Origin of the sequence: Delftia sp. ASV31, assembly GCF_016428765.1 — a bacterium.
GTDB classification, from domain to species: Bacteria; Pseudomonadota; Gammaproteobacteria; order Burkholderiales; family Burkholderiaceae_C; genus Comamonas; species Comamonas acidovorans.
The window spans coordinates 33,905-46,206 of sequence record NZ_JAELTK010000048.1 but is presented as its reverse complement, the minus strand read 5'-3'; the positions used below and the strand labels follow the sequence as shown (position 1 = coordinate 46,206).

Here is a 12,302-nt window from a genome sequence, read left to right as displayed (position 1 = left end):
TGTCAAAGACCACGCCCTGGTCGCGGTGCGCATGGCGGTCCAGAACGGCGTCGATGCGCAGGCGCTCGGGCGCGTCCAGCGCCTGGTCCATCAGGCCCTGGGAAGATTGCCAGACCAGTTGTGCGCCCTGCACGCAGATGTTGAGCGCCACGCCTATGGCCACGGCCGCATCCAGCCACAGCCAGCCCGTCAGCGATGCGCCGATCAGGCCGATGACGACGCCGGCCGAGGTCCAGACATCGGTGAGCAGGTGGCGGGCATCACCCTCCAGCGCCATGGAGCGGTGCTGGCGCGCCGAGCGCAGCATGGCCACCGCCAGCAGGCCGTTGAGGGCCGAGCTGACCACGGACAGCGCCAGGCCCCAGCCCAGTTGCTCCAGCGGCTGCGGGTTCCACAGCCGCGCCAGCGCCGCCCAGGCGATGGCCAGGCTGGCGCCGATGACCAGGATGCCCTCGAAGCCCGCAGAGAAGTACTCGGCCTTGTGGTGGCCATAGGGATGATCGGTGTCGGCCGGCCGCTTGGCGATGGTGACCATGGTCAGCGCGAACACGGCACCGGCCAGGTTGACGAAGGATTCGAGCGCGTCCGACAGCAGGCCCACCGAGCCCGTGAGCCACCAGGCCAGGGTCTTGAGCACGATGGTCAGCAGCGCCACAACGACCGAGATGCGCAGCAGGCTGTGCGGCGCCATCCAGTCGGGTGCGTTGGCGGTAGATGGAGTGGACTCGGCCATGCTGCGCTGCGATAGGTGGGGGTGCTGCGGATTAGACCACTGCCTGCGCGGGCCGCATGCCAGAATCCGCGCCATGAATGGATGGCAGCGATCAGCGGGGTGGGTGCTGGCCTGGGCCGTGGCCGCAGGCTGCGGCGCGGCCTGGCTGGCGCATGGGCGCCTGCAGTCGCTGCGCGAGGTCTTCGATACCGATGCCCGCATTGCCCACCGGCTGCTGAGCCAGCGCATGGTGCAGCACGATGCCATCCTGGGCACGCTGGCGCTGCTGCAGCCGCGCCAGCCCGCGACCGACCAGACCTCGTGGAAGCAGTTGCCGCGCCTGTATCCGCAGGTGCTGGATGTGGCGCGCCGCTCGGCCGCCGCAGGCGAGTCCTGGCCCGCGCCCTGGCCGCACGGCATGGCCGAGGCCGAGCGCCGCTCCCAGGCCAGCGGCCATGCCGAACTGGCCCTGGCCGATCTCACCCGGGGCCGCCTGTACCTGGTGCAGGCCGGGCTGCCGGCCAGCTATGCATTGCTGCTGGACCTGAGAGCCACCATTCCCGCCGACGAATGGCCCATGCCACCGGCCACCAGCCCGGTGCGCGCCTGGCTGGCCCTGGGCGGGCAGGAATTCCTGATCCAGCCCGGCAGCACCGGCTCGCCAGGCTGGAACACATGGTCCTGGGAGGTGAGCAAGACCCTGGCCTCACCCAGCCAGCCGCTGGTGCTGTACCTGCGCCAGCCGCTGGACGCCTCGGTGCTGCCCTGGACGGCCATGCTGGGCTGGGCCCTGGGCTGTGCGCTGGCCGTGGCCGCGCTGCGCGCCCTGCTGCGCCAGCGCGTGGCCCGCCGCCGCGCCGAGCAGTTGCTGCAGCTGGGCCAGGTGGCACGGCTCAATACGCTGGGCGAACTGGCCGCAGGCATGGCGCATGAGCTGAACCAGCCGCTGACGGCCGTGCTGTCCAACAGCCAGGCCGCGCGCCGCCTGCTGGCCGAGGACCCGCCCGAGATGGACGCCGCCCGCCAGGCCATGACGCAGGCGGCCGAGCAGGCCAAGCGCGCGTCCGCCGTGGTAGGCCGGCTGCGTCGCCTGGTGGAGCAACCGGGGCTTGCGCCCCAGGCCGAGCCGCTGGATCTGAACCAGGCCGTTGCCGAAGCGCTTTATCTGCTGGAGCCCGAGCTGCGGCGCCGCCAGGTCCAGGTCAAGGTGCAGATGAAAGTGCAGGCCGCCGATCTGCCCGCCGCCCAGGCCGACCCCGTGGCCGTGCAGCAGATACTGCACAACCTGCTGGTCAATGCGCTGCAGGCCATGCAAGAGCAGCCGCCCGCAACACGCCATCTGCGGGTGGAGCTGGAACGACGCGACACCCGCCTGCTGGTGGCGGTGCAGGACAGCGGACCCGGCGTGGCGCCCGAGATGCGCCAGCGCCTGTTCACCCCGTTTGCCACGGGCCGCACCCAGGGGCTGGGCCTGGGCCTGACGTTGAGCCAGAGCCTGGCCGAATCCATGGGCGGCAGCCTGGAGCTGGCCGCCTCGGGACCGGGCAGCGGAGCCCGCTTCGAGCTGCTGCTGCCTGCGGCGTGCGCCAGTGCATGCGCCAATGCATCCACGGCACGCGCCGCCCCCACCGCATCCACACCACCACCACCGAACCCATGACCGCCGCGCCTGCCCAAGACCTGTCCCCGCTGATCCATCTGGTCGATGACGACGAGGCCGTGCGCGACAGCCTGGCCCTGCTGATCGGCACCGTGGGCCTGCGCGTGCAGTGCTGGGCCGATCCGCTGGCCTTTCTCGAAGGGCTGGACCGCCAGGGCATAGGCGCCATCGTGATGGACGTGCGCATGCCCGGCATCGGCGGGCTGGCCCTGCTGGGCCGGCTGGTGGAGCAGGGCGTGGACCAGCCCGTGATCATGCTCACCGGCCATGGCACGGTGGACATGTGCCGGCGCGCCTTCAAGGCCGGCGCGGCCGAGTTCCTGGAAAAGCCCGTGGACGACGAAGTGCTGATCGACGCGCTGCAAGGCGCCGTGCGCCAGCATGTGCAGTCGCGCGAACGCCAGCAGGCCGACCGCGATGCGCAGCAGCGCTTCGCCCAGCTCTCGGCACGCGAGCGCGAGGTGCTGGCGCTGATCGTGCAGGGCCTGACCAACAAGGAGATAGGCCGCAGCCTGGAGCTGTCGCCGCGCACGGTGGAAACGCACCGGGCCAACCTCTTCGCCAAGCTGGAGGCGCCCAGCCTGGCCCAGCTTATACGCCGCTACGCCAGCCTGGCGGACACGGCGGCAGGCGCCTGAGGCGCCACCTCCTCGCCCAGCAGCGCGCCTGGCTTCTCCGTATTTCTACGCAGCGCCGCGCGTAGCCGTCCGAATGGTGTGCGGCGGCGGCATTTTCTACAGTGCATGCATGCCGTCCGGGCTTGTGGCCCGGGCCGTCCTGCCCCCCCAAGGAGAAGACCATGCAACGCCACGCCACCAAGCTCGCCACCCTCGCTGCCCTGACCCTGGGCCTGATCACCACCGCCGCCCAGGCCGAGGCCGTGCGCACGGAAAAGAACATGTCGCTGGAGCTGGCCAACCAGATCGCCGCACGCAGCGTGGCCGCCTGCGCCGCCGACGGCTATGCCGTCACCGCCACCGTGGTGGACCGTGCCGGCACCGTGCGCGCCGTGCAGCGCGCCGACAATGCCGGCCCCCACACGCTGGAGGCCAGCCGGCTGAAGGCCTATACGGCCGCATCGGCCAAGAACAGCACGCTGGCCATCATGGAAGGCGCGCAGAAGAACCCCGGCGCCGCCAACCTGGTGAACATTCCCGGCTACCTGCTGCTGGGCGGCGGCCTGCCGGTGAAGGTGGGCAACGAGGTGATCGGCGCCGTGGGCATCGGCGGCGCGCCCGGCGGCCATCTGGACGACAAGTGCGCCCAGGCTGCACTGGGCCAGGTGCAGGACCTGCTCAAGTAAAGAAGCCGCGCCGCACGTGATGCGGCGCTGCAAAAAAAAGACAAGCCGCCACGGCCGCCCCGGAGGCTCGACAGCCGCACGCGCTCCCTCGCGTCAGCGGCCGCTCACCCTCGCACAAGAGCGCTATCAAAATCTCGGCGATTCCGCTATAAATCCCCAGCGAGGGGGACGAATGCCAGAGAACGTCGATGCGCAAATCACGGGGCCCAACGATACGCTGCTGCGGCTGATAGCAGATACGGCTCCGGCCATGCTGGCCTACTTCGATGCGCGCACGCTGCGCTGCCGCTTCGCCAACATCAACTACGCACGCAATTTCGGATTGACGCCCGCCGAGGCGATCGGCAAGACCGTGCGCGAGATCGTGGGCGAAGCCGTGTGGCAGCTCATCGCCGAGCATGTGGAGCGCGGCCTGCGCGGCGAACATGTGCGCTACGAGCGCGAGGTGCCACAGCCGGATGGACCGCCTCGCCATATCGAATCGCTGCTGATGCCGCATTTCGAGCACGGGCAGCTGCAGGGCGCCGTGGTGCAGATCACCGACGTGAGCCACCACCACCATGTGGCGCAGAAGGTGCGCGACAGCGAAGAGCGCATGCGCAAGTTCACCGAGGTCACGACTGAGGCCATCGTCATGCACCGCGACGGCCTGATCATCGACGGCAACGAGGCCCTGTCCCGCCTGGCCGGCTACACGCTGGACGAGCTGACCGGCCGCCCCATCCTCGACTACATCTGCCCCGAATTCCGCCTCTACGCACTGCAGTACATGCGCAGCGGCCGCGAGGACCGCTTCGACGGCGCCATCCAGCACAAGGACGGCCACCGCATCCCCGTGGAGATCGAGGCCAAGACCATGCCGGCCGAGGGCGGGCCCTACCGCATCGTGCTGGTGCGCGACATCACGCTGCGCCAGCTGGCGCAAGAGCGCATGGACTTCCTGGCCCAGCACGACCAGCTGACCCAGTTGCCCAACCGGGTGCGCCTGATCCAGATGCTGCGCCAGGCGCTGTCGCTGGCCTCGGTCAAGCAGCGCACGCTGGCCGTGCTCCTCATCGACCTGGACCATTTCAAGACCATCAACGACTCGCTGGGCCACCAGGCCGGCGACCTGCTGCTGTGCGAGGTCGCCCAGCGCCTGCGCGGCAGCGTGCGCGCCCATGATCTGGTGGCGCGCGTGGGCGGCGACGAATTCGTGGTCGTGCTCACCGATGATCCCGATCCGCAGGAAACCGAGACACAGGCCAGCCACCTGCAGCGCATCATCGAGGCGCCCTGCGCCATCGATGGCACGCCGCTGGTGATCTCGCCGTGCATGGGCATCGCCATGTACCCCGGCGACGGGAAAAACGCCGAAGAGCTTCTCAACCGCGCCGAAAGCGCCATGCACATGGCCAAGGACAGCGGCCGCCGCAACCTGCAGTTCTATGCACCCGCCCAGGACGGCCAGGCCACCCAGGCCCAGATGCTGATGCAGGAGCAGCAGCTGCGCGGCGCGCTGGAGCGCGGCGAGTTCGAGCTGTACTACCAGCCCCAGACCTTCACGGCCGATGGCCGGCTGGCGGGCTTCGAGGCCCTGGTGCGCTGGCGCCACCCGCAGCGCGGCCTGGTGCTGCCCGGCGAGTTCATCGGCTTTGCCGAGGCGCGCGGCCTGATCTCGGCCATAGACCACTGGGTGCTGCGCGAGGCCTGCCGCCAGGCGCGCCAGTGGCAGGACGAGGGCCTGGCGCCGGTGCCGCTGTCCGTGAACCTCTCGGCGTTGGAATTCCGCCAGCGCGACATGGCGCGCGAGGTGGCACAGGTGCTGGAGGAAACGGGGCTGGAGGCGCGCTGGCTGCACATCGAGCTGACCGAGTCCACGCTGATGCACACCAGCGGGCAGGTGCAGGACACCTTGCAGGCGCTGCAGGCCCTGGGCGTGGGCCTGGCCATCGACGACTTCGGCACCGGCTACTCCTCGCTGGCCTACCTGCGCCGCCACCCGATCAACCAGCTCAAGATAGACCGCTCCTTCATCGCCGACGTCCCCGATAGCGAGGACGACACGGCCATCGTCACCGCCATCGTGCAGATGGGCCACAGCCTGCACCTGGACATCGTGGCGGAAGGCGTGGAAACACCTGCCCAATTGGCGCTTTTGCGCGAGCTGGGCTGCGGCATGATGCAGGGATACCTTGTGGCGCCCCCCCTGCCGGCCGAGAGGGCGCGCGCCTGGCAATTGCACAACAGTCATCCAGTCCAACGACAATAGCCCATGGTTTTGCTTCACAACCCCTCGCAGGCCTCCAGGGCCGCAGCCACCTTGCACACCGACCCCCAGCGGGCCCTGGAGCACGTACAGCAGATCTACCGGGAGCAGATAGAGCACCTTCGCTCGAACATGCAGCGCTTCGTCTCCGGCGAAACCCCGGCCGCTCCCGTCCACGCCTACTACCCCTTCGTTCGCATGCACACGAGCACCGTGGCGCGCGCCGACACGCAGCTGGCCTACGGCTTCGTCGAGGGCCCGGGCACGCACGAGGCCACGCTCACGCGGCCCGACCTGTTCTCGCGCTACTACGCCGAGCAGTTCCGCCTGCTGATCAAGAGCCACGGCGTGCCGCTGGAGGTGGGGCTGAGCGACAAGCCCATTCCCATCCACTTCTCGTTCGCCGAGAACGACCACATCGAGGGAACGCTCACGCGCGAGCGGCGCCAGCTGATGCGCGACGTGTTCGACCTGCCCGACCTCGAAGCCATGGACGACGGCATTGCCAACGGCACCTGGCGCCCGCATCCCGGCGAGGCCCTGCCGCTGTCCCTGTTCACCGCCCCGCGCGTGGACTACTCGCTGCACCGCCTGCGCCACTACACGGGCACCCAGCCCGAGTGGTTCCAGAACTTCGTGCTGTTCACCAACTACCAGTTCTACATCGACGAATTCATCCGCCTGGGCCACGCAGAGATGGCCCGGGAGGACAGCGAATACGTGGCCTTCATCGAGCCCGGCAACGTGGTCACGCGCCGCACCGGCCTGCCGGCCCAGCCCAATGACGAGCTGGGCACGCCGCCGCCGCGCCTGCCGCAGATGCCGGCCTACCACCTGGTGCGCGCCGACCACAGTGGCATCACCATGGTCAACATCGGCGTGGGCCCGGCCAATGCCAAGACCATCACCGACCACATCGCCGTGCTGCGCCCGCACGCCTGGATGATGCTGGGCCACTGCGCGGGCCTGCGCAACAGCCAGCAACTGGGCGACTACGTGCTGGCCCACGCCTATGTGCGCGAGGACCATGTGCTGGACGAGGAACTGCCGCTGTGGGTGCCCATTCCCGCGCTGGCCGAGATCCAGCTGGCCCTGCAGCAGGCCGTGGCCGACGTCACGCAGATGGACGGGCCCGACCTCAAGCGCATCATGCGCACCGGCACCGTGGCAAGCACCGACAACCGCAATTGGGAGCTGCTGCCCAACAACCTGCCCCAGCTGCGCTTCAGCCAGAGCCGCGCCGTGGCGCTGGACATGGAAAGCGCCACCATCGCGGCCAACGGATTCCGCTTCCGCGTGCCCTATGGAACGCTGCTGTGCGTGTCCGACAAGCCGCTGCACGGCGAGATCAAGCTGCCCGGCATGGCCAACCACTTCTACCGCGAGCGCGTGGACCAGCATCTGCGCATCGGCATGCGCGCCATCGACATCCTGCGCGAAGGCGGCACCCAGCGCCTGCACAGCCGCAAGCTGCGCAGCTTCGCGGAGGTGGCGTTCCAGTAGCGCCCCGCCACCGGCCACCGCTTCTCACGGGCCACGCTTCGCACCGCCATCCAGGGACGCACATGCCATCCACGCTGCCCACCCTGGACTTTTTCTCCATGACTGCCGTCGTGGCCATCAACATGATGGCCATGTCGGCCGCCCTGCCGCTGGCCATGGGGCGGCGCGTCAGCGGTGCGGCGCGCCATGCGCAGCACTTCTTCCTGATGCAGGCCCTGGCATGGATCCTCATCCTGATCGCCAGCCGCCTGCCCCAAGGCCTGATGGGACGTGACCTGCTGTCGCTGGGCGCGGCGGCGTTGGCCGCCACCGCCCAGTGGCAGATGGCGCGCGCCCTGCGCGAATGGCTGGGGCCGCGCCCGGTGCTGCTGGAACGCGGCCTGATCGCGCTGTGCGTGCTGGGGCCGCTGGGCTTTGCGCTGCTGCTGCCCCAGCCGGCCCTGCGCACCGGCTGGTTCAGCGCCGTCCATGGCCTGTGCCTGATGGCGCTGGCCGGCCTGTGCCTGGACCCACAGCGGCCCGTGGCGCGCAGCTGGCGCTACCTGATGTGCGGCGTGGCCGCCTTCATGGGGCTGATGCTGTTCGTGCGCAGCTACCTGGCCCTGGCCACGCCCTTCCTGCCCAGCTTCACCGCAGACAGCGGCGCCAACCAGATCTTCGCCCTGCTGACCACGCTGAGCAGCACGCTGCTCATGGTGGCCGTGCTCGTGGCCTGGCGCGACGAGACCAGCCAGCAACTGCGCGACCTGGCCTTGCAGGACATGCTCACCGGGCTGCCCAACCGCCGCGCCCTGCTGGAGCGCGCACCCGCCATGCTGGCCCATGCCCAGCGCCACCGCCAGGCCCTGGCCCTGGTGATGCTGGACCTGGACCACTTCAAGCATGTCAACGACGAGCACGGCCACGCCGTGGGCGACCAGACGCTGTGCCTGTTCGCCCGCCTGCTGCAGCAGCAGCTGCGCAGCGACGAAATCGCCGCGCGCTGGGGCGGCGAGGAGTTCTGCCTGCTGCTCTACACCACGGACGACGGCGTGGACACCCTGTGCACCCGCCTGCAGTCCGCGCTGCTGCAGGCCTCGCGCAAGGTGCTGGGCTTCGAAGTGCGCTTCAGCGCCGGCTGCGCCCACGCACCCCAGGCCTGGAACGGCCTGTGCCTGGAACTGATGCTGGCCCCCGCAGACGCCGCCCTCTACGCCGCCAAGCGCCGCGGGCGCGACTGCTGGACGCAGGTGCGGCTGAGTCCGGTGGCCGCGTCCGAGGAGCAGGGGCCGCAGCCGTCGGCCTCCATCCCGGAGCAGGCCATGGCGCACGGGCGCACGCCAGGCACCTAGCGCGCGCCGTGGCGGATCATGTCCACCGCCTTCTCCGCGATCATCACCGTGGGCGCATTGGTGTTGCCGCTGACGATGCGCGGCATGACCGAGGCATCGACCACGCGCAGGCCCTTGATGCCGTAGACACGCAGCTGCGCATCGACCACGTCCATGGGCCCCGGCCCCATGCGGCAGCTGCCCACGGGGTGGTAGATGGTGTCGGCATGGCTGCGAATGAAGGCCTCGATGCCCGCATCGTCCTGCGCGCCGGCCGAGGCCGGCATCTCGCGCCCGCCCAGGGCCGCCAGCGCCGGCTGGGCCAGGATCTCGCGGGCGCGGCGCACGCCGTTCACCATGCGCCGCAGGTCCTGCGCGTCGGAGAAAAAGGCCGGGTCCACCAGCGGCAGGGCCAGCGGGTCGGCACTGGCCAGGCGCAGGCTGCCCCGGCTGGCCGGCTGCAGCACGCAGACATGCAGCGAATAGCCATGGCCCCAGACCGTCTTGCGCCCGTGGTCCACCAGCTTGGCGACGACGAAATGCAATTGCAGATCGGGCGCAGGCTCGCCAGGGCTGCTGCGGATGAAGCCGCCCGCCTCGGCAAAGTTGGTGGTCAGCATGCCGCGCCGCTGGCTGCGCCATTGGCCCACGGCGGCCAGCAATCTGCGCGCACCGCCCAGTGAAAGGCCGAAGCTGTCGGTCAGCTGCGCGCCATCGACCACCAGCACCACATCCGGGTGGTCATGCAGATGGGCGCCCACGCCGGGCAGATGGTGGACCACATCGATGCCCAGCGAACGCAGGTGATCGCCCGGCCCCACGCCAGACAGCATCAGCAGCTGCGGCGACAACAGCGCGCCGCCGCAAAGCAGCACCTCGCGCCGGCAGTGCAGTTGCTGCACCGTACCGCCCTGCAGGTACTCCACGCCCACGGCGCGCCGGCCCTCGAACAGAATGCGCAGCACCTGGGCACCCGTTTCCACGCGCAGATTGGGCCTGGCACGGTGCGGCGCCAGATAGGCCTTGGCGACGTGGTGGCGCTCGCCGTTGCGCTGGGTGACCTGGTACAGGCCCACGCCCTCCTGCGCCTGGCCGTTGAAATCCGCGTTGTGCGCATGGCCGGCCTGCACGCCCGCCTGCACGAAGGCCCGGGACAGCGGGTTGGGATCGCGCAGGTCGGCCACGTTCAGCGGCCCGCCCGCGCCATGCCAGGCATCGGCGCCGCGTTCGTTGTGTTCGGCGCGCAGGAAATAGGGCAGCACCTCGCTCCAGCTCCAGCCCGGGTTGCCCTGGGCCGCCCAATGGTCGTAGTCGGCCGGCTGGCCGCGCACATAGACCATGGCGTTGACCGCGCTGGAGCCGCCCAGCACCTTGCCGCGCGGCTGGTGGCCACGCCGCCCGCCCAGGCCCGGCTGCGGCACGGTGGACAGGCCCCAGCTGTGGCGCCCGCCCTTGGCCATGGCGGCCATGCCCGCCGGACAATGGATGAGCACGCTGGAGTCGGGGGGCCCGGCCTCCAGCAGCGCCACCTGCGTCTCGGCATCCTCGCTGAGCCGCCCGGCCAGCACCGAGCCCGCCGATCCCCCTCCGATCACGATGTAGTCCAGCATGTCTCCCCTCCCCTGCGGTGTAACCATCCACTGTTGCAGTCGCCTGCGCGGCGCCGCAAGCCGGGGCAAACCCGGTGGATGCTCCGAATCCCGCTACGATCGCCGGATCGCATTCACGTTCGCATTCACTTTGTTCGTTTGAGGAGACTGACAGTCATGGCAATTCAAACCGTAGGCATCATCGGCGCAGGCACCATGGGCAACGGCATCGCGCAGGCCTGCGCGGTATCGGGCATCGACGTGGTCATGGTGGACATCTCTGAGGCCGCCGTCCAAAAGGGCGTGGCCACCGTCTCGGGCAGCCTGGACCGCCTGATCAAGAAGGAAAAGCTGACCGAGGCAGAGAAGACCGCCGCCCTGGCCCGCATCAAGACATCGACCGACTACGCGGCGCTCAAGGGCGCGCAACTGGTCATCGAGGCCGCCACCGAGAACTACGAGCTCAAGGTCAAGATCCTCAAGCAGCTGGACGCCCTGCTGGATGCCGATGTCATCGTCGCCACCAACACCTCGTCCATCTCCATCACCCAGCTGGCCGCCGTGACGGGCCGTGCCGACAAGTTCATCGGCATGCACTTCTTCAACCCCGTGCCCATGATGGCGCTGGTGGAGATCATCGTCGGCCTGCAGACCAGCGACGAGACGCACGCCACGGTCAAGGAACTGTCCGAGCGCCTGGGCAAGAGCCCCATCACCGTGAAGAACGCCCCCGGCTTCGTGGTCAACCGCATCCTGGTGCCCATGATCAACGAGGCCTTCTTCGTGCTGGCCGAAGGCCTGGCATCGGCCGAGGACATCGACGCCGGCATGAAGCTGGGCTGCAACCAGCCCATCGGCCCGCTGGCCCTGGCCGACATGATCGGCCTGGACGTGTGCCTGGCCGTGATGGAGGTTTACCTCAAGGAATTCGGCGACAGCAAGTACCGTCCCTGCCCCCTGCTCAAGGAAATGGTGGCCGCCGGCCGCCTGGGCCGCAAGACGGGCCGCGGCGTGTACAGCTACTGATACACGGCCTTTGCCTGCCTGCCGGCCCGCTCGGGCCGGCCGTCTTCTGCGCGACTGCGCCCTCCAGCGGCCTGCTCTAAGGTCCATGCGCAGGAGACAACCATGGACATCAACACCCCCACCCCGCCGCCCGAAGGCTGCATCAGCTGCGAAGTGCGCGGCCATGTGCTGCTGCTCGGCATCAACCGCCCCGCCAAGCGCAACGGCTGGACGCCGCCCATGTTCCAGCAGCTGGCCGAGGCCTATACGCGCCTGGACGACGATCCCGAGTTGCGCGTGGGCGTGCTGCATGCGTTTGGCAGCCATTTCACGGCGGGGCTGGACCTGCCGGTGATGGCGGAGTACCTGCGCTCGGGCAGGAAGGCCATTCCGCAAGGCCTGGTGGAGCCGCACGACTACGGCCTGGTCGGTTACCGGCGCCGCGCCAAGCCCATGGTGGTGGCGGTCAAGGGCATTTGCTTCACGGTGGGCATCGAGCTGATGCTGGGCGCCGACATCGTGGTCGCGGCCGATGACTGCCGTTTTTCCCAGCTGGAAGTGCAGCGCTGCATCATGCCCACGGGCGGCGCCACGCTGCGCATGGCCGAGCGTGCGGGCGTGGGCAATGCCATGCTGCACCTGCTCACGGCCGATGAGTTCGACAGCGCCGAGGCCTATCGCCTGAACTTCGTGCAGAAGGTGGTGCCGGCCGGCGAGGAACTGGCCGAGGCCCTGCGCATTGCCGAGCGGATTGCCGCCCAGGCCCCGCAGGCCGTGGTGGCCACGCGGCTCAATGTGCTCAAGGCCATCGAGCTGGGCCAGGCCGCCGCAGTGGCCGACTTCATTCCCGTGCAGCAGCGCCTGGCCAGCAGCGAGGATGCCGCCGAAGGCGTGCGCTCCTTCATCGAGAAACGCCCCGCGCGCTTCACGGGCCGATAGGCCTTTCTCGCCCTCCCGATCTTCCCCCTCCGA

Annotated in this window: 10 protein-coding genes; 8 read left to right on the top strand and 2 right to left on the bottom strand. The window is 69.4% G+C overall.

All coding sequences use genetic code 11. The features are described from left to right. The coding region (locus tag JHD82_RS17625; RefSeq protein WP_199137830.1) for a cation diffusion facilitator family transporter at positions 1–733 on the bottom strand (733 nt) is incomplete at its 3' end. Positions 734–806: 73 nt separating this feature from the next. Here JHD82_RS17625 and JHD82_RS17620 point away from each other — a divergent pair. The 6 genes from JHD82_RS17620 (at position 807) to JHD82_RS17595 (ending at position 8,757) form a co-directional block, all read left to right on the top strand. After that, positions 807–2,372 (top strand): sensor histidine kinase, encoded by a 1,566-nt coding sequence (locus tag JHD82_RS17620; RefSeq protein ID WP_199137828.1) that lies wholly within the window; start codon positions 807–809, stop codon positions 2,370–2,372. Further along, the gene (locus JHD82_RS17615; protein WP_013804314.1) at positions 2,369–3,010 is read left to right on the top strand and encodes a response regulator transcription factor; all 642 of its coding nucleotides are present in this window, start codon (positions 2,369–2,371) and stop codon (positions 3,008–3,010) included. Before JHD82_RS17620 ends, JHD82_RS17615 begins: the two co-directional genes overlap by 4 nt. A 161-nt stretch (positions 3,011–3,171) precedes the next feature. Then, a complete protein-coding gene (locus tag JHD82_RS17610; protein ID WP_170962090.1) occupies positions 3,172–3,675 on the top strand; it encodes a heme-binding protein in 504 nt (167 codons plus the stop codon). A gap of 172 nt (positions 3,676–3,847) precedes the next feature. After that, positions 3,848–5,926, top strand: a complete 2,079-nt coding sequence (locus JHD82_RS17605) for a bifunctional diguanylate cyclase/phosphodiesterase (RefSeq protein ID WP_199137826.1) — start codon at positions 3,848–3,850, stop codon at positions 5,924–5,926. 3 nt (positions 5,927–5,929) lie between these two features. Beyond that, on the top strand, positions 5,930–7,426 hold the full coding sequence (locus JHD82_RS17600; protein ID WP_012203132.1) for an AMP nucleosidase: 1,497 nt from the start codon (positions 5,930–5,932) through the stop codon (positions 7,424–7,426). 62 nt (positions 7,427–7,488) lie between these two features. Beyond that, entirely contained in the window at positions 7,489–8,757 is a 1,269-nt protein-coding gene (locus JHD82_RS17595; protein ID WP_199137824.1) for a GGDEF domain-containing protein, read from the top strand. On the opposite strand, the gene JHD82_RS17590 is transcribed toward JHD82_RS17595, so the two are convergent. After that, positions 8,754–10,346, bottom strand: coding sequence for a GMC family oxidoreductase (locus tag JHD82_RS17590; RefSeq protein ID WP_199137822.1), 1,593 nt, complete (start codon positions 10,344–10,346; stop codon positions 8,754–8,756). The two genes, JHD82_RS17595 and JHD82_RS17590, sit on opposite strands and share 4 nt — an antisense overlap. A 156-nt stretch (positions 10,347–10,502) precedes the next feature. Here JHD82_RS17590 and JHD82_RS17585 point away from each other — a divergent pair, with 156 nt between their 5' ends. Further along, positions 10,503–11,351 (top strand): 3-hydroxybutyryl-CoA dehydrogenase, encoded by an 849-nt coding sequence (locus JHD82_RS17585; protein ID WP_013804319.1) that lies wholly within the window; start codon positions 10,503–10,505, stop codon positions 11,349–11,351. 102 nt (positions 11,352–11,453) lie between these two features. Beyond that, on the top strand, positions 11,454–12,269 hold the full coding sequence (locus JHD82_RS17580) for a crotonase/enoyl-CoA hydratase family protein (RefSeq protein WP_199137820.1): 816 nt from the start codon (positions 11,454–11,456) through the stop codon (positions 12,267–12,269). The last annotated feature ends 33 nt before the right edge of the window (positions 12,270–12,302 follow it).